At 57.3% G+C, this 25,625-nt stretch carries 19 protein-coding genes; 12 read left to right on the forward strand and 7 right to left on the reverse strand.

Annotated elements, in window-relative coordinates; translation table 11 throughout:
* Window positions 1-157 precede the first annotated feature (157 nt).
* The 3 genes from M495_RS04450 (at window position 158) to proY (ending at window position 4,508) form a co-directional block, all read left to right on the forward strand.
* Window positions 158-1,264: a cobalamin-independent methionine synthase II family protein gene (locus tag M495_RS04450; RefSeq protein ID WP_020825452.1), complete on the forward strand. Its 1,107-nt coding sequence runs from the start codon at window positions 158-160 to the stop codon at window positions 1,262-1,264.
* A gap of 446 nt (window positions 1,265-1,710) precedes the next feature.
* Window positions 1,711-3,030, forward strand: coding sequence for a branched-chain amino acid transport system II carrier protein (gene brnQ / locus M495_RS04455; RefSeq protein ID WP_020825453.1), 1,320 nt, complete (start codon window positions 1,711-1,713; stop codon window positions 3,028-3,030).
* Between the two features lie 71 nt (window positions 3,031-3,101).
* The gene (proY, locus tag M495_RS04460; protein ID WP_020825454.1) at window positions 3,102-4,508 is read left to right on the forward strand and encodes a proline-specific permease ProY; all 1,407 of its coding nucleotides are present in this window, start codon (window positions 3,102-3,104) and stop codon (window positions 4,506-4,508) included.
* Window positions 4,509-4,541: 33 nt separating this feature from the next.
* Here the strand turns inward: proY and M495_RS04465 are convergent, their stop codons facing one another.
* Both M495_RS04465 and M495_RS04470 read right to left on the reverse strand, forming a co-directional pair.
* On the reverse strand, window positions 4,542-4,805 hold the full coding sequence (locus tag M495_RS04465) for a hypothetical protein (RefSeq protein WP_020825455.1): 264 nt from the start codon (window positions 4,803-4,805) through the stop codon (window positions 4,542-4,544).
* A 132-nt stretch (window positions 4,806-4,937) separates the two neighbouring features.
* On the reverse strand, window positions 4,938-6,203 hold the full coding sequence (locus tag M495_RS04470; RefSeq protein ID WP_020825456.1) for a mechanosensitive ion channel family protein: 1,266 nt from the start codon (window positions 6,201-6,203) through the stop codon (window positions 4,938-4,940).
* Window positions 6,204-6,452: 249 nt separating this feature from the next.
* Between M495_RS04470 and malZ the strand changes: the two genes are divergently transcribed.
* A complete protein-coding gene (malZ, locus tag M495_RS04475; RefSeq protein ID WP_020825457.1) occupies window positions 6,453-8,276 on the forward strand; it encodes a maltodextrin glucosidase in 1,824 nt (607 codons plus the stop codon).
* 783 nt (window positions 8,277-9,059) lie between these two features.
* Here malZ and ggt read toward each other — a convergent pair.
* The 3 genes from ggt to M495_RS04490 form a co-directional block, all read right to left on the reverse strand.
* Window positions 9,060-10,823 (reverse strand): gamma-glutamyltransferase, encoded by a 1,764-nt coding sequence (ggt, locus tag M495_RS04480; RefSeq protein WP_020825458.1) that lies wholly within the window; start codon window positions 10,821-10,823, stop codon window positions 9,060-9,062.
* Window positions 10,824-11,053: 230 nt separating this feature from the next.
* Window positions 11,054-11,656: a peroxiredoxin C gene (locus M495_RS04485; RefSeq protein ID WP_020825459.1), complete on the reverse strand. Its 603-nt coding sequence runs from the start codon at window positions 11,654-11,656 to the stop codon at window positions 11,054-11,056.
* A 229-nt stretch (window positions 11,657-11,885) separates the two neighbouring features.
* Window positions 11,886-12,467: an ACP phosphodiesterase gene (locus tag M495_RS04490; RefSeq protein ID WP_020825460.1), complete on the reverse strand. Its 582-nt coding sequence runs from the start codon at window positions 12,465-12,467 to the stop codon at window positions 11,886-11,888.
* Between the two features lie 244 nt (window positions 12,468-12,711).
* On the opposite strand from M495_RS04490, the gene queA reads away from it, so the two are divergent.
* The 5 genes from queA (at window position 12,712) to secF (ending at window position 18,197) form a co-directional block, all read left to right on the forward strand.
* Window positions 12,712-13,782, forward strand: coding sequence for a tRNA preQ1(34) S-adenosylmethionine ribosyltransferase-isomerase QueA (gene queA / locus M495_RS04495; RefSeq protein ID WP_020825461.1), 1,071 nt, complete (start codon window positions 12,712-12,714; stop codon window positions 13,780-13,782).
* Between the two features lie 72 nt (window positions 13,783-13,854).
* Window positions 13,855-14,979, forward strand: coding sequence for a tRNA guanosine(34) transglycosylase Tgt (tgt, locus tag M495_RS04500; RefSeq protein ID WP_020825462.1), 1,125 nt, complete (start codon window positions 13,855-13,857; stop codon window positions 14,977-14,979).
* 33 nt (window positions 14,980-15,012) lie between these two features.
* Window positions 15,013-15,345: a preprotein translocase subunit YajC gene (yajC, locus tag M495_RS04505; protein ID WP_004949246.1), complete on the forward strand. Its 333-nt coding sequence runs from the start codon at window positions 15,013-15,015 to the stop codon at window positions 15,343-15,345.
* Between the two features lie 25 nt (window positions 15,346-15,370).
* Window positions 15,371-17,218, forward strand: a complete 1,848-nt coding sequence (gene secD / locus M495_RS04510; protein WP_071844576.1) for a protein translocase subunit SecD — start codon at window positions 15,371-15,373, stop codon at window positions 17,216-17,218.
* Between the two features lie 10 nt (window positions 17,219-17,228).
* Complete coding sequence (secF, locus tag M495_RS04515) at window positions 17,229-18,197, forward strand: protein translocase subunit SecF (protein ID WP_020825464.1); 969 nt, start codon at window positions 17,229-17,231, stop codon at window positions 18,195-18,197.
* A 70-nt stretch (window positions 18,198-18,267) separates the two neighbouring features.
* Here secF and ttrR read toward each other — a convergent pair whose 3' ends face one another.
* Both ttrR and ttrS read right to left on the reverse strand, forming a co-directional pair.
* Window positions 18,268-18,867: a tetrathionate respiration response regulator TtrR gene (ttrR, locus tag M495_RS04520; RefSeq protein WP_020825465.1), complete on the reverse strand. Its 600-nt coding sequence runs from the start codon at window positions 18,865-18,867 to the stop codon at window positions 18,268-18,270.
* Window positions 18,845-20,602: a tetrathionate respiration histidine kinase TtrS gene (gene ttrS / locus M495_RS04525; protein WP_041414268.1), complete on the reverse strand. Its 1,758-nt coding sequence runs from the start codon at window positions 20,600-20,602 to the stop codon at window positions 18,845-18,847. Before ttrS ends, ttrR begins: the two co-directional genes overlap by 23 nt.
* A 153-nt stretch (window positions 20,603-20,755) precedes the next feature.
* Between ttrS and ttrB the strand changes: the two genes are divergently transcribed.
* From ttrB to ttrA, 3 genes are read left to right on the forward strand one after another with little or no spacing between them, the layout of a single operon-like run.
* Entirely contained in the window at window positions 20,756-21,490 is a 735-nt protein-coding gene (gene ttrB, locus M495_RS04530) for a tetrathionate reductase subunit TtrB (RefSeq protein ID WP_020825467.1), read from the forward strand.
* Window positions 21,487-22,545, forward strand: coding sequence for a tetrathionate reductase subunit TtrC (gene ttrC / locus M495_RS04535; protein WP_020825468.1), 1,059 nt, complete (start codon window positions 21,487-21,489; stop codon window positions 22,543-22,545). Before ttrB ends, ttrC begins: the two co-directional genes overlap by 4 nt.
* Window positions 22,538-25,621, forward strand: a complete 3,084-nt coding sequence (ttrA, locus tag M495_RS04540) for a tetrathionate reductase subunit TtrA (protein WP_020825469.1) — start codon at window positions 22,538-22,540, stop codon at window positions 25,619-25,621. Before ttrC ends, ttrA begins: the two co-directional genes overlap by 8 nt.
* Window positions 25,622-25,625 lie beyond the last annotated feature (4 nt).

A 25,625-nucleotide genomic window follows, 5' to 3' on the forward strand; every position in this document is an offset into this window, starting at 1 on the left:
AAATTCTTCCGTTGCCGCCCGTCAGTCGACGTGACAGCATGCTGATTACAAGTCATCTAGACGTCTGGAAGTCTATTTAATAACCCGGCGTAATAGTTCACACTGTAAATCACTGAGGCAAAGGCCCGAGCTTTTGCCGGCTAGCGGGAGTCATATTATGTGCGATTGCAATTCTGCCTTTCACGCTGACGTTGTCGGCAGTCTGTTACGCCCTGCGGCGCTGAAAACCGCTCGCCAACAGTTTCTGCAGGGCGAGATTGATGCCCTTCAGTTACGGGAGGTTGAAGACCAACAGATCCGTCTGGCGGTGGCAAAACAGAAAGATCTCGGTTTGGCGGTCGTGACGGATGGAGAGTTTCGTCGAGCGTGGTGGCACTTCGACTTTTTGGAAGGGCTGGACGGCGTGGAAGGTTATGACGCGGAGCAGGGGATCCAGTTTAACGGCGTACAGACGCGGGCGCGCAGTATCAAGGTGGTCGGCAAATTGGGCTTCAACCTGCAGCATCCGATGCTGGAGGACTTTCGTTTTCTGAAGGCCATCGCCGGTGATGCGGTGCCGAAGATGACCATTCCAAGCCCGAGCGTGCTGCACTTTCGCGGTGGGCGTAAGGCCATCGACAGCCAGGTTTATCCGGATCTGAACGCCTATTTTGACGATCTGGCGCAGACCTACCGCGAGGCGATCAAGGCGTTTTATGATGCCGGTTGCCGCTATCTGCAACTGGATGACACCGTGTGGGCCTACCTGTGCTCTGACGATCAACGGCGACAGATCCGCGAGCGTGGAGAGGATCCGGATCTTCTGGCGCGCATTTACGCGGATGTGCTGAATGCGGCGATCGCCGACAAGCCGGAGGATCTGATCATCGGGTTGCACGTTTGCCGCGGTAATTTCCGCTCCACCTGGATCTCCGAGGGCGGCTATGAACCTGTGGCGGAGATCCTGTTTGGTCAGGTGAATATCGACGCTTTCTTCCTGGAATACGACAATGAGCGTTCCGGTGGTTTCGAGCCGCTGCGTTTTATCAAGCCGGGCAAACAGCAGGTGGTGCTGGGCCTGATTACCACCAAAAACGGGGAACTGGAAAACCCCGAGCAGGTGAAACAAAGACTTGAAGAGGCGGCGCAGTTTGTCGATCGTCGACAGCTTTGCCTCAGCACCCAGTGCGGTTTCGCTTCGACTGAAGAGGGCAACAGCCTGAGTGAGCAGCAGCAGTGGAATAAGCTGCAAAGCGTGGTGAATATTGCCGAGCAGGTTTGGTAGGGCAAAAAATCGGTTCAGACCGCGCGTAAACTGGTGGTTTATTGGCGGTTTCGCGCGGTCATGAGGCATCTTCTTCACGTTTTGTGAATGCGTTGCTCAAAAATGATACAAATCATGTATTGTATATTTATTGATAGCCCCTATGATCGACTGGTGTCGAAAGATAATCTGGTCGATAGCTCTGCTTTTTGTCATGCGACTTGCCTTTCAACGCTATAAACGTTTAACTTAGCCTCCGTTGTCGGACTAAACCTCCATTTATAACTCCTAAAACTCTGCCCATCATCATGAGTGGTCACTTTCGAATAAGGACAAAACGCCGGACGTTATGCGTTTTCTGCTCTTATTGGTCTCGCGATGAAATGGCAAGCCGGCAACCGGATGGGGCTTAACGCTACCTCCATATCGGGCATTTTTTTTCATTTGAACAGGCAACACGACATCGTATGAGTCATCGTTTAACGTCAAAAGATATTATCGCATTGGGTTTTATGACCTTTGCCTTATTCGTCGGCGCCGGGAATATCATTTTCCCGCCGATGGTCGGTTTACAGTCCGGTGAACACGTCTGGACCGCAGCTATCGGCTTTCTGATCACCGCCGTCGGTCTGCCGGTGATGACCGTGATCGCCCTGGCGCGCGTCGGTGGCGGCATTGACGCCCTGAGCTCGCCGATTGGCCGTCGCGCCGGTCTGCTGCTGGCTACCGTCTGCTATCTGGCCGTAGGCCCGCTGTTCGCCACGCCGCGTACCGCGACCGTCTCCTTTGAAGTGGGCATTGCACCGCTGACCGGTGATGGCGCCATGCCGCTGTTTATTTACAGCCTGGTGTACTTCGCGTTGGTGATCGGCATCTCGCTGTATCCGGGCCGCCTGCTTGATACCGTGGGTCACGTGCTGGCACCGTTGAAAATTGTTGCGCTGGGCGCGCTCGGCATCGCCGCGCTGGTTTGGCCGGCAGGTACGCCTATCCCGGCGACCGACATTTATCAGAACGTTCCTTTCTCTTCCGGCTTCGTCAACGGCTATCTGACCATGGATACGCTGGGCGCACTGGTATTCGGCATCGTCATCGTTAATGCTGCGCGTTCCCGCGGCGTCAAAGATGCCGGTTTGCTGACGCGTTACACCATTCTGGCCGGGCTGATTGCCGGTGTGGGCCTGACGCTGGTTTATCTGAGCCTGTTTAAACTGGGCTCCGGCAGCGGCGTGTTGGTACCCGACGCGACCAACGGCGCGGTGATCCTGCATGCTTACGTGCAAAACACCTTCGGTGGGCTGGGCAGCTTCTTCCTGGCGGCGCTGATTTTCATCGCCTGTATGGTGACTGCGGTTGGCCTGACCTGCGCTTGCGCAGAGTTCTTTGCCCAATATCTGCCGTTCTCCTACAAGACGCTGGTGTTTATTCTGGGGCTGTTCTCGATGGTGGTGTCCAACCTGGGCCTGAGCCATCTGATCCAAATCTCCATTCCGGTGCTGACCGCGATTTACCCGCCGTGCATCGTGCTGGTGGTGCTGAGCTTCACCCTGCGTTGGTGGAACAGCGCGCCGCGTATTATCGCGCCGGTGATGTTAGTCAGCCTGTTGTTTGGTATCCTTGACGCGGTGAAAGCGTCCGCCTTCCAGCAAGTGCTGCCGGATTGGACCAATCACCTGCCGCTGGCAGAACAGGGTCTGGCATGGTTGTCGCCTTCGCTGTTGATGCTGGTGCTGGTCGCGATTTATGACCGGGTTTGTACGCGTTCCGAAGTGACCGCGCACTCCTAATCCCCCGGCTAAATTTTGGGCCACGGACTTGTCCGTGGCTTTTTTACGTTTAAAAAACACGGGTTATTTTCATGCAACAACAGTCACCCACCGCTCCCACGCCCAATAAGCTAAAACGCGGTCTCAGCACCCGTCACATTCGCTTTATGGCTTTGGGTTCGGCTATCGGCACCGGCCTGTTCTACGGTTCGGCGGACGCGATTAAAATGGCCGGCCCTAGCGTTTTGCTGGCGTACCTGATCGGCGGCATCGTCGCTTTTATCATCATGCGTGCGCTGGGCGAGATGTCGGTCAACAACCCGCAGGCCAGTTCGTTCTCGCGTTATGCACAGGACTACCTGGGCCCGATGGCCGGATATATCACCGGTTGGACCTACTGTTTTGAAATCCTGATCGTCGCGATTGCCGACGTGACCGCTTTCGGCATCTATATGGGCGTGTGGTTCCCCGAGGTGCCGCACTGGATTTGGGTGCTGAGCGTGGTGCTGGTGATAGGCGCCATCAACCTGATGAGCGTGAAGGTGTTCGGTGAGCTGGAGTTTTGGTTCTCCTTCTTTAAAGTCGCCACCATCATCATCATGATTGCCGCCGGTATCGGTATCATCATCTGGGGGATTGGCAACGGTGGGCAGCCGACCGGCATCCATAACCTGTGGTCTAACGGCGGCTTCTTCAGCAACGGCTTTATCGGCATGATCCTGTCGCTACAGTTGGTGATGTTCGCCTACGGCGGTATCGAGATTATCGGTATCACTGCCGGTGAAGCCAAAGATCCGAAAACCTCCATTCCCAAGGCCATCAACTCGGTACCGTGGCGTATTCTGGTGTTCTACGTCGGTACGCTGTTTGTCATTATGTCAATCTACCCGTGGAATCAGGTGGGTACCAACGGCAGTCCGTTCGTGCTGACTTTCCAGCATATGGGCATTACCGTGGCGGCGGGCATCCTTAACTTTGTGGTGATCACCGCGTCGCTGTCGGCGATTAACAGCGATGTGTTTGGCGTTGGCCGCATGCTGCACGGCATGGCGGAGCAGGGCCATGCGCCGAAGATGTTCAGCAAGGTGTCCAAACGCGGGATCCCGTGGGTCACAGTGGTGGTGATGATGCTGGCGCTGTTGCTGGCGGTGTATCTCAACTACATCATGCCGGAAAACGTGTTCCTGGTGATTGCTTCACTGGCGACCTTCGCCACCGTGTGGGTGTGGATCATGATCCTGTTCTCGCAGATTGCCTTCCGTCGCAGTCTGAGCAAAGAGCAGGTGAAAGGCCTGGCGTTCCCACTGCGCGGCGGGGTGTTTACCTCGGTGGTGGCGATCATCTTCCTGGTGTTTATCATCGGTCTGATTGGTTACTTCCCAACGACTCGCGTATCGCTGTACGCCGGGCTGGTGTGGGTGGCGGTGCTGCTGGCGGGGTATTACTTCAAGGTCAACCGCCAGAAGAAGCTGGCGACGCTGGCGCAGCAACAGGATTGAAGATGAAAACACCGGCCATGAGCCGGTGTTTTTTTAATGCTTTTCCTCAGGTTCGTCGTCACCGGAGGCGCGCGCTTCGATACGCAGGCTGCTGTCGTTCAGCCTTTCCTCTTTCCCCTCGCCGGCACAGCGTGCCAGCACTTCGCGAATATCCTGCATGCTGCTGCTCAGGGCGCTAAGCGACGGTTGCAGAGTACGGCTCATGCGGCTTTCATCCAGCGAAGCGCTGTGCAGACAGCCGATGAACAACAGCGTGGCCAGCAGGGTAAACAGCCGATGTTTTACCTGTTTCAGCAATGGTATCTCTTCTTTCCGGTGGCTTGGTGAGCGTATTAACACCGCTTTAGGTGGGCAAGAAAAGAGGCTGGAGATATCTGCTGGCAATTGGCGGAGAATAATTACCAGCAGAAACAGTTACGTCAGCCTGCGTCAGGAAATGTCTGCCGCCTGTCGCAGGGGGGGCAGCATGCTGCGCATGTCGTTACCGGTCGGCGTTTGGTGCACCCGCAAATCGAATTCGTTAATCACCGCCAGGATATGGTCAAAGATATCCGACTGAATGCTCTCGTATTCAGCCCATACCGTGGTGTTGGTGAAAGCGTAAATCTCCAGCGGTAAACCTTCTGGCAGCGGTGCCAACTGGCGCACCATCAGCGTCATATTCTGGTGAATGCCGGGGTGAGCGCGCAGATAGGCCACCAGGTAAGCGCGCAGCGTGCCAAGATTGGTCAGGCGGCGGCCGTTGAGCGGTGAACTGAGATCTACGCCAGTCTGCTGATTATGCTGGCTCAGCTCCTGCGTTTTATCGTTCAGGTAGCGTTGCAGCAGCGGGTTACGGTTCAGGCGCTGTTGTTCTTCCTCCGACAGGAAATGCACGCTGGTGGTGTCGATATTGATACTGCGCTTGATGCGACGGCCACCGGACTCCGACATGGATCGCCAGTTTTTGAAGGAGTCGGAGATCAGCGCGTAAGTCGGGATGGTGGTCACGGTATTGTCCCAGTTGCGCACTTTCACCGTGGTCAGGCCAATGTCGGTCACCGCGCCATCGGCGCCGTATTTCGGCATTTCCAGCCAGTCGCCGATGCTCAGCATGTCGTTAGCGGAAAGCTGGATGCCGGCCACCAGGCCGAGGATCGGGTCCTTAAAGACCAGCATCAGCACCGCAGTCATCGCCCCCAGGCCGCTGAGCAGCAGCAAGGGTGATTTTCCCATCAGCAGTGAAACGATCATGATGCCGATCAGGATCGCCGCGACCAGCTTCAGGCCCTGGAAAATACCGCGCAGCGGCAACTGATTGGAGATCGGGCTTTGGCGCAGCATTGCCAGCAGCGTATCCAGTAAGGAAAACAGCGACAGCAGGGCGAAGCCCATGATCCACACCTGAGCGGCGGTGACAATAATCGCCTGGGTCTCACTGCCGGCGTGCAGCCACAGCACCGCCTGCAGATTAATGATCACCCCTTGCAGCAACAGTGCCATGCGCTGGAACAGCTTGTACTGGGTGATCGCCTGCTGCCAGACACGCTGCGACCGTTGGCCACGGCGTTGGATTGCTGCCAACACCACGCGGTGCAACACCAGGTGGATCACTACCGAAATCAGGACGATCAGTCCCAGCACCATCAGCAGGGACATGACTCCGCTAAATTCCAGTCCGAATTTTTCCAGCCACAGGGTTATCTGTTGTTGCATTGCCGCTCCTTTAAAAAATGCGCAAAAAATATCCAACACACTCAAAAGACGTTAGCCTAATGGTTACGGGTCATAATGTGCGGCTGTTTACCCTTTTTTACATAGGGTTAGCGCTGACTGCTTATCTCCACCCCCCGGCTCCTCCCCGAGTTTACCGGCCAGAGAGGAGGGGGACTGACACTCAACGTGGCATTGTTCGTGGCATTGAATAACGTCGTCGATTTCGTTTTGTACAGCTGGAGGAAAGTCATGCTTAACGCCTGGCATCAACCGGTCCCGCCTTTTGTGGTGAAGAAGGGACAACGCCTGGATATCACGCTGTGGTTACAGGGCAATGAACTGCCTGAACAGGTTTTTTTACGCGCCGAACCGGACAATGAAGAATGGCTGCTGATCATGAAAGGACAGCAGGTTGGCGGGTTGCAGCGATATCAGGCCAGCCTGACCCTGAATGAGGGCGAGGCAACCCGTCGTTACTGCTTCAAACTGGTCTGGGCCGACCGCCAGCAATGGTTCGGTCCACAGGGGGAATTTCTGACGCCGCCGGGACAATTGGCGCAATTTGCCGTCGACGTGCCCGACAGCAGCCCGCAATGGGTGGCCGACCAGATTTTCTATCAAATCTTTCCCGATCGCTTTGCCAGCAGCGGCGGCGAACACGGCATTCAGAGCGGCAGCTATCGTCACCATGCCGCCGGCTGCGATGTCGTTCGCTGCGACTGGCAGCAGCCGCTTGAGGACCGACACGCCGCGTCCACCTTCTATGGCGGCGACCTGGACGGCATTAGCCAAAAATTGCCTTACCTGCAGCAGTTGGGCGTGACGGCGCTCTATCTGAACCCGATCTTTACCGCACCCAGCGTGCATAAATACGATACCGAAGACTATTATCAGGTCGATCCCTATTTGGGCGGCAACGTCGCCTTGCAACGTTTGCGAGTGAGCACTCACAAGGTGGGGATGAAACTGGTGCTCGACGGGGTGTTTAACCATACCGGCGATTCCCACCCGTGGTTTGATCGTCACCAGCAAGGCGACAGCGGCGCTTGCCACCACCCGGATTCTCCCTATCGTGGCTGGTTTAATTTCTACCCGGATGGCCGTGCGCTTGACTGGAAGGGCAACGCCAGCCTGCCGAAGCTCAACTTTGCCGAACCCCAGGTGGCGGAGGCGATTTATCGCGGTGAGGGCAGCGTAGTGCGCCATTGGTTACGCCCGCCCTACAGCATTGACGGCTGGCGGCTGGACGTGGTGCATATGCTGGGTGAAAACGGCGGGGCCACCGGCAACCTGCGGCATCTGGCAGGCATTTATCACGCGGTTAAGCAGGAAAATCCACAGGCCTATGTACTGGGCGAGCATTTTGGCGATGCGCGGCGCTGGCTGCATGCCGGCGTTGAAGATGCGGCGATGAACTACATGGGCTTTGCCCTGCCGGTGAGGGGGTTTCTCGCCGGATTGGACGTCGCGCATCACCCGGTGCGGATGTCGGCGGCGGAGTGTGCACAATGGATGGACGGCTACCGGGCAGGCTTGCCGCATGGCCGCCAGTTGATCCAGTTCAATCAACTCGACAGCCACGATACCGCGCGCTTTCTGACGCTATTGCAGGGCAACCGGGCGCGGATGCAGATGGCGGCAGTGTGGCTGATGAGTTGGATCGGTGTGCCCTGTTTATATTATGGCGATGAAATTGGCCTGGATGGCGCCAACGATCCGTTCTGTCGTAAACCCTTCCCGTGGGATGAGAGCCACTGGGATCAGCCCCTGCTGGCTTTGTTCCAGCGTATGGCGGCGCTACGCAAACAGAGCCTGGCGCTGCGTCGCGGTGGCTGTCAGGTGCTGCACGCGGTCGGAGAGACCTTGGTATTTGTGCGTCTCTATCAACAAGAACAGGTGTTGGTGGCATTGCAGCGTGCTGGCAGCGGTGCAGTGACGTTGCCGTACACGCCGTTGCTGGCCGCAGGCCAATGGCAGCGGCTGGAAGGAAAGGGCGAAATGGAAGAAACGCAGAATGCGATGGCGCTGCAGCTGGGTGAAGAGTCCGTGACCCTGTGGCGGCGGCTGGGTTAAGGCAGGAAGGGCCGATATTCTGCAATGCTGTTCACTTAAGCCTGACGGGCATTTTTTATTCGGTCCCTGAAGGCTCAGTGCAGGCGGAATTGCCGTCAATATCCCGCATTTCTCTGCCGCCGCAATGAACGGCAATTGGAGGGGCCGTAGGCGCGGCCCCTCCACCCGCGCCCTCGCTTAACACCCTCTGTCCGCTGCGCGGATACCCTCGCTGCACCCACGTTGTCGGGCGGGTCGGCTACGACAAACCTCCCTGTTAGTCTCGCCTCAACCGGCCTTCCCTGGCCGGTTGCCCCTGACAACGCCGCCTTGCTCGGCAGAGGGTGATGCGCGCCAAGGTCAACACTCGCATCAGCAGCCACCGGGCAACTTATCCCTCTGAGTTTGACGTTGCGTGATGAAAGACAGTGAAAAGGGTGAGATGAGCACGTTGTTGGGTGCCCTTGAAGACGTCGAACGCAGGAGCGGCGCATAGGCGAAACCGCCATGGACGGCGGTTTCAGGCGAGACAGGCAGGGACGCCTGTCGTAGCCGGCCGTGATGCGGCGTGATGAAGTGAGAGTCGTTGGCGCAGCCAACCGTCTGATAGGGCAAAGGCGCGGGTTGCAAGGGGCCGCGCCTACGGCCCCTTGCTCGGTCGGAGCTTCAGAACCTCATGGAGCTTTGCCCGTTTATCGACCGAAAAGAACATTGAACTGGCCTAAAAAACACCTTAAGTGAACGACATTACGGTATCCCGGCCCTTAATTCAGTGAGTGGGCGTTCACACGCCCAATGAGCCGATCAATACCCCACGGCAGAACCGGCTGGGCGGCGAACGTCATTGGCACCGTACAGGTAGCCTTCGCGCACCTTGCCGGACACTGCCGAATCGTTGCCGGAGTTGGCCGGGCTGACTCCCGCGGCACCCGGCAGGCCCACCAGAATCAGCTCCGCCGCGCCCCACGGCGTTTGCTCAACCATCTTGTAACCCATACCGGCAAGGATTTTAAGCGTATCGGCAGAAACGCCGCGCTGCTCGTAGTAAACCTCATCCGGCAACCACTGATGGTGGATACGTGGCGCATCTACCGCCTCTTGCGGCGCCATGCCGTGGTCAATCACGTTGAGCGCGGTCTGCAGGGTGATGGTGATGATGCGGGAGCCGCCCGGCGAGCCGAGTACCATAAAGATTTTATTGTCTTTGGTCACCAGCGTCGGGCTCATCGACGATAGTGGGCGCTTACCGGGGGCAATGCTGTTGGCGGTACCCTGCACCAGGCCATAGAGGTTTTTCTCGCCGACCTTGACGGTGAAGTCATCCATTTCATCATTGAGGAAGAAGCCAGTGCCCGGTGCGATCACCACCGCGCCAAAGCGGCCGTTAACGGTATAGGTGGTGGAGACGGCGTTGCCATCATGATCGACAATCGAGTAATGAGTGGTTTCCGGCTTCTCGTGGGGTTCCATGCCGGGCTGTACGTTTTCCGACGGTGTAGCTTTGTCAGCGACGATTTTCTTGCGGATTTCTTCGGCATAGCTCTTGCTGACCAGCCTGTCGATCGGATTCTTGATGAACTCCGGGTCGCCAAGGTAGGTGTTGCGGTCCATATAGGCGTGGCGCATCGCTTCGGTCATGGTATGGATTGCCGCTGCCGAATTGAAGCCCATGCTTTTCAGGTCATAACCCTCAACCACGTTGAGGATTTCGCACAGCGTCACGCCGCCTGAGCTGGGTGGGGGCGCCGATACAAATTTATAGCCGCGATAGCTACAGGTGATCGGCGGGGTTTCGGTCACTTTGTAGTTGGCGAAATCGGCCGCGGTCAGGATACCGCCGCCTTGTTTGGCTGCTGCCTCTACCGCTTGGGGAATTTTGCCTTTGTAGAAGGCGTCTGGCCCCTCTTTGGCGATAGCGGTCAGGGTGTTGGCCAAATCGCTTTGCACCAGGCGATCGCCCGGCTGCAGTGGCGTGCCGTCAGCGCGCAGGAAGATTTTGGCGGATTCCGGATCTTGCTTAAAGCGCGCGATGGTCGTATCGAGAATATCGGTGTCGGCACGGGTCAAGATAAAGCCCTCGCGTGCCAGTTTGATGGCCGGCGCCATGACCTGTTCGCGGCTCAGCTTGCCGTATTTAACGCGCGCAGTTTCCATTCCCAGTACCGTACCCGGCACGCCCGCTGCCAGATAGCCATACAGGCTGGCACCTTTCTTCACGTTGCCCTCGGCATCCAGATACATGTTGGCATTGGCCGCCGCCGGCGCGGTTTCACGGAAATTGATAAAGGTATCGGTGCCGTCAGCCAGGTGCACCGTCATAAAGCCCCCGCCGCCGATGTTGCCGCAGCACGGGTTGACCACCGCCTGCGCGTAACCCACTGCCACGGCTGCGTCTATGGCATTACCGCCCAGCTTCAGGATATCGACGCCGACCTGAGAGGCCAGATGTTGCGATGTTACCACCATGCCGTTTTTGGCTTCGACCGCCGGATTGGATGCGGCATACAGGCTGCTGCTGACCAGCAGCGCTGCCATGGTCAGCGGCTTGCTCCATTTCTGTAAAAACATAGTTATTCCTACCCTGTCAGTTTTCTTATTGTGTTTGGCTTGCCACCGGTGTCGTGCAAAGAGTGGGCCAGCGTTATTGATACTAGCTGCTGATAGGGATACGCGCGGAAAACCGCCGGGGAAATGTGAGCGGAAACAAGGAAATGAAGCACGATAACTGGGCAGTACGCCCTAATTTGGCGCAAAAAAAACCGGCCACAAGGGCCGGTTGATACGCTAATGGGCTGAAATTACAGCTTGGAAGCGTTTTCGGACAGGTATTTAGCAACGCCGTCTGGAGAAGCGCCCATACCTGCTTTGCCTTTTTCCCATTGAGCCGGGCACACTTCGCCGTGCTGCTCGTGGAATTGCAATGCGTCAACGGTACGGATCATTTCGTCGATGTTACGGCCGATTGGCAGGTCGTTAACAACCTGAGCGCGAACCACGCCGTCTTTGTCGATCAGGAAAGAACCACGCAGGGCAACGCCTGCTTCTGGGTGCTCGATGCCGTAAGCTTTCTGAATTTCACGCTTAATGTCAGCAACCATTGCGTATTTCACTTCCCCGATGCCGCCATTTTCGACTGGGGTTTTACGCCATGCGTTGTGGACAAATTCTGAGTCGAATGAAACGCCAACCACTTCAACGCCACGCTTCTGGAACTCTTCATAGCGGTGATCGAAAGCGATCAGCTCAGAAGGACATACGAAGGTGAAGTCCATCGGCCAGAAGAACAGGACGGCCGGTTTGCCGTTCAGGTGCTTCTTGAAGTTGAAGTTTTCAACGATTTCGCCATTGCCGAGTACGGCAGCTGCGGTGAAGTCAGGGGCTTGACGAGTTACCAGGACCATAATTACTCCTGTAATAGGTGTTAAGGGGTTGATGTAAAAACAAGGGCCAGTATAGGGGCCACGACTGGGTGAATAAAGGGTAAAAGACCAATCAATGAGATAGCTTTTACCTATCAAAGTCGTTGATTAAATTTAGCGAGCTTTAAAAATAACCTTTTCCCGTAAAAGGGCAAGGCTTAAAAAACAATTTCTTGTAAAGCGTCGCATTTTCAATGGGTTTGGTTTGACCTTACAGCTTTTTCTCTTTTGCCTGCTGCATCATCTGGGGGTAAAACTGCCAGAACTGTGTTTCAAGCTGATGATAATTGCGCTCTACGTCGGCGAAAGATCCCGCCAGCGCCGCCAGGCGTGGACGACGGCTGGCCATGCCCGCCAGCACGTTGCCGATAAACGGCAGTTCGGCGTAGCGCTCCAGCCAGCGTTCCGGCCAGAGATAACCGTTCAGATTCTGAAAGCGCGCCGGCGTCAGTGGCAAATGCGGCACGATCTGGCTGCGGGCTTGCTGGGTAAAGCCGTGCAGGCTGAGGGACGGCTCCAGTTGCTGCCAGTGGCGAGCCAGAAAGTGATCCCATACCACGTCGAGCGTGATTGGCGCTACGCGCCGGTGTTCTGCAGAGAAATAGTCGCGGCAGGCTTTGACCTGCGGCAGGCTGTCGGTCAATACGTCGACGCGGCGGTGCATCATAATGCCGGCCACCACCTCGGGATCGTACTCGCCTGCGGGGTTGCCGCGCACGAAGTCGGCCAACAGATTGCCCAGTAACGAGCTTTCCGCAAGCTGGGCCAAATGGAGATGAGCGAGAAAATTCATCCGGCAACTATACCTGAAGTCATGCAAATCCTCCTTATTTCTTGCCGCTGACCGCCCACAGCTTTAGACTAGGCCGCCTGTTTTTTATGACCAACATACCCGTCGCCTTTCAAGCCGCAGTGTTGTTGGCTGCACTTGCCCACTCCGGTCACTTACTCAAGTAAGCTCCCGGAGATGGGCAAGCTGGCCGCCTAACTGCAACTTGAAATGCATAGGGTATATACAATTGAAGAAGTGAATACCCATGCGCGTCGCCGATTTTTCATTTGAACTTCCCGAGTCCCTGATTGCCCGCTATCCCCAATCTGAGCGTAGCGGTTGCCGCTTGCTGCAGTTGGACGGGCCGAGCGGGGCGCTGACGCACGGCGTATTCACCGATCTGCTGGATAATCTGGAAGCCGGCGATCTGCTGGTGTTCAACAATACCCGGGTGATCCCGGCCCGCATGTTTGGCCGCAAGGTCAGCGGCGGCAAGATTGAAGTCCTGGTTGAACGCGTGCTGGATGACCATCGTGTGTTGGCGCACGTTCGCGCGTCGAAAGCGCCTAAGCCGGGCGCCGACCTGCTGCTGGGCGACGATGAAAGCATCGCCGCCACCATGGTAGCGCGTCACGATACGCTGTTCGAACTGCGTTTCAACGATGAGCGCGACGTGTTCACTATCCTCAATGCCGTCGGCCACATGCCGCTGCCACCTTATATCGATCGCCCGGACGAAGACGCTGACCGCGAGCTTTATCAGACGGTCTACAGCGAGAAGCCGGGTGCCGTCGCTGCGCCGACCGCCGGGCTGCACTTCGACGAGCCGCTGCTGGCCGCGCTGCGCGAGAAGGGCATCGAGATGGCCTTTGTCACGCTGCATGTGGGCGCCGGCACCTTCCAACCGGTGCGGGTGGAAACCATCGAAGAACACGTCATGCACGCCGAATATGCGGAAGTGCCGCAGGACGTGGTTGACGCGGTATTGGCCTGTAAAGCTCGCGGCAAGCGCGTGGTGGCGGTAGGCACGACCTCGGTGCGTTCCCTGGAAAGCGCCGCAAACGCCAGCAAGGAGGCGTTAATTGCCCCGTTCTTCGGCGACACCAGCATCTTTATCTTCCCCGGCTACCATTATCAGGTGGTTGACGCGCTGGTGACCAATTTCCACCTGCCGGAGTCCACGCTGATTATGCTGGTTTCCGCCTTTGCCGGTTATAAAAACACCATGAATGCTTATCAGCAGGCGGTGGCCGAGCAGTACCGATTCTTCAGCTATGGCGATGCGATGTTCATCAGCCGTAACCCGCAGGCGGAGCAAGAGTCCGTCGGCGCCTGATTTTCTGGGCTGCGCATCTGGCGCGGCCCTGTTTTAACGACATCAGACTGTTTCTCTGATGCTGGAGGCTTTGTGAAGTACGAATTAGACACTACCGATGGCCGCGCTCGCCGTGGCCGCCTGATCTTTGACCGTGGCGTGGTGGAAACCCCGGCCTTTATGCCTGTCGGCACCTACGGCACGGTAAAAGGCATGACGCCGGAAGAAGTGAAAGAGACCGGCGCGCAGATCCTGCTGGGCAACACCTTCCACCTGTGGCTGCGCCCAGGCCAGGAAATCATGAAGCTGCATGGCGATCTGCATGATTTCATGCAGTGGCATGGCCCGATCCTCACCGATTCCGGCGGCTTCCAGGTGTTCAGCCTGGGCGCAATGCGCAAGATTAAAGAGGAAGGCGTTCATTTCCGTAACCCGATCAACGGCGACAAGGTGTTCCTCAGCCCGGAAAAATCGATGGAAATCCAGTATGACCTGGGTTCCGACATCGTGATGATTTTCGACGAATGTACGCCGTACCCGGCAGATTGGGACTACGCCAAGCGTTCGATGGAAATGTCACTGCGCTGGGCGCAGCGCAGCCGCCAGCGTTTTGACGAACTGAATAATAAAAATGCGTTATTCGGCATTATTCAGGGCGGTGTTTACGAAGATTTACGTGATGTTTCAGTAAAAGGGCTGGTGGATATCGGTTTTGATGGTTACGCTGTGGGCGGCCTGGCGGTCGGTGAGCCAAAAGAGGATATGCACCGCATTCTTGAACATGTTTGCCCGCAAATTCCGGAAGATAAGCCGCGTTACCTGATGGGCGTCGGCAAGCCGGAAGACCTGGTTGAAGGCGTGCGTCGCGGTATCGATATGTTCGACTGCGTGATGCCAACGCGTAATGCCCGTAACGGCCATCTGTTCGTGACTGACGGTGTGGTAAAAATCCGTAATGCCAAGCACAAGGATGATACTTCTCCGCTGGATAAAGACTGTGATTGCTATACGTGTCGCAATTACAGCCGCGCCTACTTGCATCATCTCGATCGTTGCAACGAAATACTGGGTGCCCGATTGAACACCATTCATAACCTGCGTCACTACCAACGCCTGATGGCGGGTTTACGCGAGGCCATTGAACAGGGTAAATTAGAGCTGTTTGTTGCGGATTTCTACGGTCGGATCGGTAAACCGATTCCACCTTTAAACGCTTGAATTAATAATTGATAACTTAATGAGGGAATTTCAATGAGCTTTTTCATTTCTGACGCCGTCGCATCCGCAGGGGCTCCGGCTCAGGGAAGCCCGTACTCTCTGATCATTATGCTGGTGGTGTTCGGTCTGATTTTCTATTTCATGATCCTGCGCCCACAGCAGAAACGCGCTAAAGAGCACAAGAAGCTGATGGACTCGATCGGCAAGGGTGATGAAGTGCTGACCACCGGTGGCCTGATTGGCCGCGTGACCAAAGTGGCTGACACCGGCATTATCGCCATTGCGCTGAACGACACCACGGAAGTGATGATCAAGCGTGACTTCGTGGCGGCCGTTCTGCCGAAAGGTACCATGAAGGCCCTGTAATTTTGTTTTCCCGAAGGGAATTGCCGTGCTAAACCGTTATCCTTTGTGGAAGTATCTGATGCTGATCGTGGTGATCTTCATCGGTCTGCTTTACGCGCTTCCCAACATCTATGGTGAGGATCCGGCTGTACAAATCACTGGCGCGCGCGGTGTCGCCGCCAGTGAAACTACACTGGACCAAGTCCGTACCGTATTAGAAAAAGACAAGATTACGAGCAAGTCGATTGCGCTGGAAAATGGCGCCATCCTGGCTCGCTTTAGCAATCCTGATATTCAGCTGCGCGCCCGTGAAGCCCTGATGGCGGAACTGGGTGACAAGTTCGTGGTTGCGCTGAACCTGGCGCCGGCCACACCAGCCTGGTTGGCCATGCTGGGCGCCGAACCGATGAAACTCGGTCTGGACCTGCGCGGTGGCGTGCACTTCCTGATGGAAGTCGACATGGACACTGCCCTGAGCAAGCTGCAGGAACAGACCATGGATACCCTGCGCAGCGAGCTGCGTGAAAAGGGCATTCCTTATGCGTCTATCCGCAAGCTGGACAACAACGGCGTGGAAGTACGTTTCCGTGACGATGCTGCCCGCGATCAGGCCATCAGCTACCTCAGTCCGCGTCAGCGCGATATGGTGTTCTCTGCCAACGGCAGCAACACCCTGAAAGCCAACCTGACGGATGCCCGTCTGAGCGAAGCGCGCGAATACGCGGTACAGCAGAACATCACTATCCTGCGTAACCGCGTTAACCAGCTCGGCGTTGCCGAACCGCTGGTGCAGCGTCAGGGCTCCGACCGCATCGTGGTCGAACTGCCGGGCATTCAGGATACCGCTCGCGCCAAAGAGATCCTCGGCGCTACCGCTACGCTGGAATTCCGCCTGGTTAACACCAATGCGGACGTCACGGCTGCGGCAAATGGCCGTGTCCCAGGCGACTCAGAAGTGAAAGACACCCGTGAAGGCCAGCCTGTCGTGCTGTACAAGCGTGTGATCCTGACCGGTGACCATATCACCGACTCCACTTCCAGCACCGACGAATATAACCAACCGCAGGTGAACATCTCGCTGGACAGTGCCGGCGGCACTGCGATGTCCAACTTCACCAAGGACAATATCGGCAAGCCGATGGCGACCCTGTTTGTGGAGTACAAGGACAGCGGCAAGAAAGACGCCAATGGCCGTGCGATTCTGGTGAAACAGGAAGAAGTGATCAACGTGGCGAACATTCAGTCACGTCTGGGCAACAGCTTCCGTATTACCGGTATCGGCAACCCGAACGAAGCACGTCAGCTTTCGCTGCTGCTGCGTGCCGGTGCGCTGATTGCGCCAATCCAGATTGTGGAAGAGCGTACAATCGGCCCGACCCTGGGACAACAGAACATCACCCAAGGTCTGGAAGCCTGCTTGTGGGGCTTGGTGGCATCCATCGTGTTTATGGTGGTTTGGTACCGTAAGTTCGGCATGATCGCCACCACGGCGCTGGTCGCCAACCTGGTGCTGATTGTCGGCGTGATGTCCCTGCTGCCGGGGGCGACGCTGACCATGCCGGGGATTGCCGGTATCGTGCTGACGCTGGCGGTGGCGGTCGACGCCAACGTACTGATTAACGAACGTATCAAGGAAGAGCTGAAGAACGGACGTTCCGTTCAGCAGGCGATCCATGAGGGCTATAAAGGCGCGTTCTCCAGTATCGTTGACGCCAACATCACCACCCTGATCACCGCGATCATTCTGTACGCAGTAGGTACCGGTTCGATCAAGGGCTTTGCGATTACCACCGCAATCGGTGTGGCGACGTCCATGTTCACCGCGATTGTCGGTACCCGTGCCATCGTCAACCTGCTTTACGGCGGCAAACGCATTAACAAGCTGTCTATCTGAGGAGTGCGTTGTGGCACAGGATTATACTGTTGAACAACTCAACTACGGCCGTAGAGTCTATGACTTTATGCGCTGGGATTACGTGGCCTTCGGCATCTCGCTGGTGCTGCTGATCGCGTCAATCGCCGTTATGTCGGTACGTGGTTTTAACTGGGGTCTCGATTTCACCGGCGGTACGGTGATTGAAATCAGCCTGGAAAAACCGGCCAACCTCGATCTAATGCGCGATACGCTGGAAAAAGCTGGGTTCCAGGACCCGGTTATTCAGAACTTTGGCAGCAGCCGTGACGTGATGGTGCGTATGCCACCGGCGACCGGTACCGCTGGCCAGGAACTGGGTAACAAAGTGATCGGCGTGATCAACGATTCGGTCGACAAAAACGCTAGCGTAAAACGCATAGAGTTCGTCGGCCCGAGCGTGGGGACCGAACTGGCGCAAAACGGCGGCATGGCGCTGCTGGTGGCGTTGATCAGTATCCTGATCTACGTCGGTTTCCGCTTCGAATGGCGTTTGGCGCTGGGGGCGGTTATCGCGCTGGCACACGACGTGGTCATCACCTTGGGCGTGCTGTCGCTGTTCCATATCGAGATTGACCTGACCATCGTCGCTTCATTGATGTCGGTTATCGGTTACTCGTTGAACGACAGCATCGTGGTTTCCGACCGTATTCGTGAGAACTTCCGCAAGATCCGCCGCGGGACGCCTTACGAAATCATGAACGTGTCGCTGACCCAGACGCTGAGCCGTACTTTGATGACCTCCGGTACCACCCTGATGGTGGTGCTGATGCTGTACATCTTCGGCGGCGCGATGCTGCACGGCTTCTCTCTGGCTATGTTGATCGGTGTGTCTATCGGTACCGTATCCTCCATCTACGTGGCGTCCGCGCTGGCGTTGAAGCTGGGTATGAAACGTGAACACATGCTGCAGCAGAAAGTGGAGAAAGAGGGCGCAGATCAGCCTTCTCTCTTGCCGTAATCTGTCGGTGAGTTGAAATACGATGCCGGTCCGGTTTATCCCGACCGGCATTTTTTTTGCCTGAAAATCGCTAATCCAGACTGGTTAGCGTTAGTCGGTTAAGCGCGTTCACCAGTTCTGCCAGGCTACCCGCCTGCATTTTTTCCATCACTCTGGCCCGATGCACTTCGACGGTGCGTACCGCGATAAAGTGGCTTTCGGCGATCTGTTTGTTGGTCATTCCTGCGGCTACCGCACGGGCAATATCGCGTTCGCGCGGTGTCAGCGCGCCGAAAAGCTGTTGCCGTTGGCGTTGCTCAACCTGACGTTGCGAATGGATAATGCCGCGCTCCAGTGCTTCAATCAGCGGCGCGGCGGCGATCGGTTTTTGTAGAAAATCGACGGCTCCCAGCTTCATTTCCTCCACGGCCATGGCAATATCGCCGTGACCGGTGACGATCACCACTGCCAGCGTACTGTTTTGCCGCCGCAGCTGTTGATGAACCTGTTGCCCATCAATCCCCGGCATCCGGATATCCAGCATGACGACGCCGCATTGATAGGGATCGATGCTGTCGATGAATTTTTGACTGTCGTGCCAGGTTTGTACCCGATAATTCAGCCCTTCGAGTAAAAAGCGGCAGGCGTCGGTAACGGCAAAATCATCATCAACCAGATGTATCAGCGCCATGGCTGGGATCCTTTTGAATGACAGGGAAGTGCAGAATAACGCGCAGCCCCTGTCGTTGTGGGGAAGCTAAGTAATTTTCCAGCGTCAGCTTTGCGCCTTGGCCCTTCAACAGCCGCTGGCAGATCACCAACCCTAAGCCCAGACCTTCCTGTTTGGTACTGCGGAAGGGCACGAACGGCAGTGCCAGTTGTTCGTCGCTGAGCCCGCCGCCATCGTCTTCAACGATCAACCGGTGCTGATGTGCGTCGGCTTCGTGGCGCAGCGTGATTTGTTGGGCACCCGCCTGCAGGCTGTTGCTCAACAGATTGGTGAGCACTTGCTCTAATAACGTCGCCTGGCTGTACAGCTGACTCTGCGACGGGATGTTAATGGTTAATCGGCACTGCGGATGCTGTTGTTTTATTTGCATCAATTGGATGACGTGTTCCACCAGCGGGCGCAGTAACAGCCATTGTGCATTTTCGTCATGGGGTGTTTTGCTGGCCCAGCGTCGCAAGTTAACGATACTCTCCGCACCACGCTGTGCCTGCTGGCCAATCTGTTCGAGGATTGGCAGCAGTTCATGTTGGTTGTCGCTGCGTTCCAGACGGATACGACACCCTTCCGCATAGTGGCGGATCGCCGCCAGCGGTTGGTTAAGCTCATGGGCAAAACCGGAGGCCATTTCGCCCAGGGCGCTGAGGCGCTGCGCCCGGGCCAGAGCAGTTTCTCTGGCGCGTAGCGTCTGATGCATTTGTTCGAGTTGGCGCCCGCGGCGGCGTACCAGATAACCTACCCACAGATGATTGGCGCCGAGCAATACCATCACCCCGAAAATTCCACTGAGCAGCAGCCAATGCTGCTGTGCCCAAAGGTACAGTTCCTGCCAGAGAGAACGCTGCGTCGGGTGGATATTCAGATCCTGCAGCAGCTGATTAACCTGACGTGATGACGCCGGGGCTCCCCAAACCGGCAAGCCGGGGGTGTTCATCTGCAGCAACTGGCGAGTTAATTCGTCTGCCAACCGGTCCGGCACGTGGTTTAAGGCGGCAAAGGACCAGTTAGGGTACAGTTCGGTGCTGGTCAGGCAGCGCTGGCCGCTTTGCTTCGCCAGCAGTGCGCGATAATCACCGGCCTGCAGTAATCCTTCCGCCTGCATTTTTTCCAACAGGCAAACCGGCACAATCACCGCATCCAATGCTCGATCGCGCAATTGATACAGTAGAGCATCCGCCGGGTAACCGCTGAAGTGCAGCTGCAGATCTTTCTCCGGGTTCAGCCCCGCGGAAAGCAGTTCTTTGTAACCCAGCAGGTAGCCGCCAAAAGCATCGGTAGCGACGGCACCGACGTTCTTTCCGGTCAGTTGGCGGGGCGTGGTTATTAGACTGTCGCTGCGCACCAGTATGACGCCGCCGACGACGTTGCTTGAGCCCTGCTGAGGGGGTTGGGCTGAACGCAGTGAAACCAGCCAGCGCAGTGGATAGCGGTTATCCAGTTGAACGTATTGAGCCGGGTTGGTGAGCAGAAAATCGACGCGCTCGCTGCGGACGGCCTCTTTCATACCGCTGAGGCTCACTGGCGACAGTTGGAAATGGTCTGCGGGAAACTGGCGGTTAAGATGATCGACCAACGGCTGCCATTGGACCAGCGCATGGGCATCGCCACGCAGCGCCAGCACCGCTATCGTCCATTGTTCCGCCCAGGCTGAGCTCAACCAACTGCCCAGCAACAGAAGTAGCGCTGCTGCTCTTTTCACATCATCTCCGCTTTTATGATCCCCATCACCGGTCTGAATTGTCCTGGATCAAGCCGTCGACGGTAATGTGGTAAACCACAATATTGGCGACCGGTTGCCCTTTTTACACTCCCTTGTATCAGTTCCCCGGCAGGTACTTATTGGGAGAAATCAATGGACAGTGGGAAACGTCAGTTTTTACAACGGCTAGGTGCGCTCACCGCCGGCGCTGCGCTGGTGCCGCTGGCGCAGTCAGGTTGGCAGTTACAGCCGGCCCGTCGCGAAGGCAACGGTGAAAAACGCATGGCGATGCTGATTGATTTGCGTCGCTGCATTGGCTGTCAGGCATGCACGGTCAGTTGCGCGGTGGAAAACCAACTGCCTCAGGGGCAATTTCGCACCAGTGTACTGCAATATCAGGTCACCCTGGAGGGCCAGGCATCGACCACCAACGTGCTGTTGCCACGGCTGTGCAATCACTGCGATAACCCGCCCTGCGTGCCGGTTTGCCCGGTACAGGCCACTTTCCAGCGGCAGGACGGCATTGTGGTAGTCGATAACACCCGTTGCGTTGGCTGTGCCTATTGCGTACAGGCCTGCCCTTATGAGGCGCGCTTTATCAACCATGAAACTCAAACCGCGGACAAATGCACGTTCTGCGTGCATCGGCTGGATGCCGGACTGCTACCGGCCTGTGTCGAATCCTGTGTCGGAGGCGCACGGATGATTGGCGATCTTAACGATCGTCAGGGAGTGTTGAGGCGCACTTTGGAACAGCACCAGCCTCAGCTCAAGGTACTCAAGCCTGAGCAGGGCACGCATCCGCAGGTTTTCTATCTGGGGCTGGATGAGGCTTTCGTCAGACATGTCCGGGGGCAACCGGCGTTGTGGCAGGAGGTGCACGCATGATCCGCGAAATCATGGCCCGTCCGCAGGAGATCGCCTGGCTGCCCTGGGCGGTGCAGTATTTCTTCTTCATCGGTTTGGCCTGCGGCAGCGTCGTTATTGCCGTCTGGCTGCGCTGGCGTGAACCCAACAAAACGGTCCGGCTGGAACTGGCCGCCGTCTCGTTGGCAGTCGTGAGCGGCACAGTCGCCCCATTGGCTCTGAGTGCCGATCTGCACCAACCTGCCCGTATCTGGCATTTTTACGCGCACTTTACGCCCTGGTCGTGGATGTCGCTCGGCTCGCTGTTCTTGCCGCTGTTTACCCTGCTAGTGATGGGCTATTTCGCGCTGCTGATGCGTAGCCGGTTGAGAGCGGAAACCTTGCCATTCTGGGCGCGTTGGTTGCAGATATTCCCGGCCTGGCGCGAGGAAAAATGGCTACGTTGGGTGGCGCTGGCCACCTTGCTTTCGGCAGCCAGCATCTTGCTCTACACCGGGCGCGAGGTATCCGTCCTCAGGGCGCAGCCGCTGTGGTACAGCCTGTGGTTGCCCTGGTTGCTGTTGCTTACCGCTGTGCAGGCCGTTCCGCCGCTGTTGGCCTGCTGGTTGCGGTACGAACCGCAGTGGCAGCCACGTCTGGCTGGCTATCAGGCAGTGAGTTTGCTGTTGCTGTGCTTCTCTTGCCTTGGCTGGTGGCTGGATGGCAGCACGTCCTCTGCCGCGTTGCATCGCTTGGCAAGTCAAGGCGTGGTTTGGCGTTTGGCCGGCATCGCCGTTGTCGTCTCGATCTTGTTGTTGTTGGCGCTGGCCTGGCGAGTTCGCAGCCAAGCGCTGGGGGCAAAAGGGTTGCTGGGCCAGTGCATGGTCGCGCTGTTGCTCTGCTGGGGTGTGCGTTGGCTGCTGCTGATGCAAACCCAGACGCTGCCTAAGTTCAACGTATTAACCAATCCCTATGTGCTACCGCTCGGCAGCGAAGGGCTGTTGGCGATTCTGGGCACTTTGGGGTTGTGGATAGCGTTAATCATTGGGATCCGTGAATTACAGCATCAGTTGATGGAGAAAAAACAGTATGGCTAAGTCAACGCGACGTCAGTGGTTAAAAGGCGGCCTGGCCCTGGGCGGGTTGACGCTGTTCGGCGCCAGCTACAGCGAGATGGTGCAGAAGGTGTTTACCGGGCTGCGCGACGGCAGCAGCGGTAAATTGACGCTGGACAGGATCAGCGCCAACGCCTTGCCGACCGAAGGGCGTCGACACCCCGATGGCTGGCAGGCCAACCCACAGCAGGCAGTATCGATGACCCAGTGTTTTGGCTGCTGGACGCTATGCGGGGTACGGGTCAGGGTGGATCGCCAGAACCACCAAATCTTGCGGATCGCCGGTAATCCTTACCATCCGCTGTCTCACGATCGTCACTTTCCCTACGCTTTGCCGGTGGCGGACGCGCTCAACCGTCTGGGGGGCGATGAGGGCCTTGAACAACGCTCGACGGCCTGCGCCAGGGGCGCGACCTTGCTGGAGGGATTAACCAGCCCTTACCGCGTGCTGGAGCCGATGAAGCGGGTAGGGCCGCGCGGCAGCGGGCAGTGGCAACGCATCAGCTTTGAACAGCTGATTCAGGAAGTGGTGGAGGGCGGCGATCTGTTTGGCGAAGGGCCGATCGAGGGGTTGCGGGCTATCCGCGATCTCGACACGCCGCTCGATCCGGCTCAGCCTTCGTTGGGCCCCAAGGCCAATCAACTGTTGGTCACCAATGCCGGCGATGAAGGCCGGGACGCGTTCATCAAACGTTTCGCGCAAAACGCCTTCGGGACACGTAACTTCGGTCATCATGGTGCCTATTGTGGATTGGCCTATCGTGCCGGTTCCGGGGCTTTAATGGGCGATTTGGAAACCAATGCCCACGTCAAACCGGACTGGGATAATTTGCGCTTTGGCCTGTTTCTCGGCACTTCACCGGCGCAGTCCGGCAACCCGTTCAAGCGCCAGGGGCGCCAACTGGCCAATGCCCGCATGCGCGACGAGTTTCGTTACGTGGTCGTGGCTCCGGCATTGCCGTTGACCACGACCCTGGCCAACGATCACAACCGTTGGGTGCCGGTGTTGCCCGGTACAGACTCTGCGTTGGTCATGGGGATGATCCGCTGGATTATCGAACAGGAACGTTATAACGCAGACTACCTGGCGTTGCCAGGCGAGGTGGCAATGCAGGCCGCCGGTGAAAAAAGCTGGACCAATGCCACGCACCTGGTAGTCACCGATGAAGATCACCCCTTGTGCGGACAGTTTTTGCGCCAGACAAATCTGGACGGCAGCATGCCAGGAGAGTCAGAGAGTTCGCCTTTGGTATGGGATGAGCAGCGCGGTCAGCCGGTAGCGGCCAACCTGGCGCTGCAGGGGCCGTTGCGGGTGGATCAGCCATTACAGTTGGCCGACGGTTCGCAGGTTCGGGTGCGTTCGAGCTTCCTGTGTCTGCAACAGGCGGCTGAGCGCTTTACGCTGGCTGAATACAGCGCGCGCTGCGGTGTCAGTGCCGAGACCATTGCCGCACTGGCCAAAGAGTTTACCTCTTACCAACGGCAAGCGGCGGTGATTGCCCACGGCGGCATGATGAGCGGCAACGGCTTTTATAACAGTTGGGCGGTGATGATGCTCAACGCGCTGATCGGCAACCTGAACCTTAAGGGCGGTGTTTCGGTGGGCGGCGGCAAATTCAAAGAGTTTGCCGACGGGCCACGCTATAACCTCAAGACGTTTCCCAGCATGGTGAAACCGAAAGGATTGGTGCTATCACGCAGCAAGCAGGCGTATGAACAATCCGACGAATATCGCCGCAAGCTTGAGCAAGGGGAAAAACCTTACCCGGCGCGCGGGCCTTGGTACCCGTTCGTGGCGGGTCAGTTCACCGAACAGTTGGCACCGGCGCTGATGGGATATCCCTACCCGCTAAAAGCCTGGATCAGCCATATGGGCAACCCGCTGTATGGCGTGGCCGGTTTGCGTGAGGTGGTTGAGCGTCGGCTGAAGGACCCGCGGCAGCTACCGCTGTTTATTGCGATCGATGCTTTTATTAACGAAACCAGCGCGCTGGCGGACTATATCGTCCCGGATACGCATAACTTCGAGAGTTGGGGCTTTACCGCCCCCTGGTCCGGTGTGATGGTGCGGGCGAGTACCGCGCGTTGGCCGGTGGTGCCGTCACGTACGGCGAAAACGGCCGATGGGCAGCCGGTGGCGCTGGAGAGCTTTGTCATTGCGCTGTCTAAAGCTCTGGGGTTACCGGGCTTTGGCGACGGCGCATTGCAGGATCCACAGGGTAACCGCTTCGGGCTGCACAATGCCGAAGATTATTATCTGCGGGCGGCGGCCAACGTGGCTTTTGCCGGTGAACCGCTGCCCGAGGTGACGGAAAGCGAGCTGCGATTGACCGGGGTCGATCGCCTGCAACCGGCGCTGGATAGCGTGTTGAAAGCGGATGAGCGACTGCGTGTGGGCTATCTGCTGGCGCGCGGTGGGCGTTTTGCGCCTTATGAGCAGGCCTGGCGTGGCGATGAAACCGGCCCGCAGTGGAAAAAGGGATTGAATATCTGGAACGAAGAGGTGGCCCGCCACCGCCATGCGATGACGGGAGAGCGCTATAGCGGATGTCCGACCTATTACCCGCCGCGTTTTGCCGACGGCTCTGATGTCGGGGAGCACTATCCGCCAGAGGCATGGCCGTTCCGTTTGATGTCGTTCAAATCGCATCTGATGAGCAGCTCTACGGCACCGATCGATCGCTTGCGTGCGGTGAAACCGGTCAATCTGGTGGCGCTGAATCCGGCCGATGCGCGACGCTATGCGCTGCGGCATGGCGATCGGGTCAGGTTGCAGACCCCGGGGGGCAGCGTCGAAGCCCAGATCAGCCTGCTGGATGGTGTGATGCCTGGCGTAATTGCTATTGAGCATGGTTATGGCCATCGTGAGATGGGCGCGCGGACACACACACTGGATGGTCAACCGTTGGCCGCGGATGCACGCATTGCCGCCGGCATTAATCTCAACGACCTCGGTTTGCCCGATCCGACCCGCGAAATCAGCAATAGCTGGCTGGATTGGGTCAGCGGCGCGGCGGTGCGCCAGGGGTTGCCGGCAAGGCTGCAGCGGTTGAGCTAAGCAG

The sequence above is a fragment of the Serratia liquefaciens ATCC 27592 genome (assembly GCF_000422085.1).
GTDB lineage: Bacteria > Pseudomonadota > Gammaproteobacteria > Enterobacterales > Enterobacteriaceae > Serratia > Serratia liquefaciens.

Excerpts from the sequence above, each read along its gene's own strand:
- M495_RS04485 (WP_020825459.1), bottom strand. The coding sequence starts at position 11,656 with ATGGTCCTGGTAACTCGTCAAGCCCCTGACTTCACCGCAGCTGCCGTA.
- ttrR (WP_020825465.1), bottom strand. The coding sequence starts at position 18,867 with ATGGCGCTGATACATCTGGTTGATGATGATTTTGCCGTTACCGACGCC.
- proY (WP_020825454.1), top strand. The coding sequence starts at position 3,102 with ATGCAACAACAGTCACCCACCGCTCCCACGCCCAATAAGCTAAAACGC.
- ttrC (WP_020825468.1), top strand. The coding sequence starts at position 21,487 with ATGATCCGCGAAATCATGGCCCGTCCGCAGGAGATCGCCTGGCTGCCC.
- malZ (WP_020825457.1), top strand. The coding sequence starts at position 6,453 with ATGCTTAACGCCTGGCATCAACCGGTCCCGCCTTTTGTGGTGAAGAAG.
- M495_RS04490 (WP_020825460.1), bottom strand. The coding sequence starts at position 12,467 with ATGAATTTTCTCGCTCATCTCCATTTGGCCCAGCTTGCGGAAAGCTCG.
- ttrB (WP_020825467.1), top strand. The coding sequence starts at position 20,756 with ATGGACAGTGGGAAACGTCAGTTTTTACAACGGCTAGGTGCGCTCACC.
- yajC (WP_004949246.1), top strand. The coding sequence starts at position 15,013 with ATGAGCTTTTTCATTTCTGACGCCGTCGCATCCGCAGGGGCTCCGGCT.
- brnQ (WP_020825453.1), top strand. The coding sequence starts at position 1,711 with ATGAGTCATCGTTTAACGTCAAAAGATATTATCGCATTGGGTTTTATG.
- M495_RS04470 (WP_020825456.1), bottom strand. The coding sequence starts at position 6,203 with ATGCAACAACAGATAACCCTGTGGCTGGAAAAATTCGGACTGGAATTT.
- M495_RS04450 (WP_020825452.1), top strand. The coding sequence starts at position 158 with ATGTGCGATTGCAATTCTGCCTTTCACGCTGACGTTGTCGGCAGTCTG.
- ttrA (WP_020825469.1), top strand. The coding sequence starts at position 22,538 with ATGGCTAAGTCAACGCGACGTCAGTGGTTAAAAGGCGGCCTGGCCCTG.
- queA (WP_020825461.1), top strand. The coding sequence starts at position 12,712 with ATGCGCGTCGCCGATTTTTCATTTGAACTTCCCGAGTCCCTGATTGCC.
- ggt (WP_020825458.1), bottom strand. The coding sequence starts at position 10,823 with ATGTTTTTACAGAAATGGAGCAAGCCGCTGACCATGGCAGCGCTGCTG.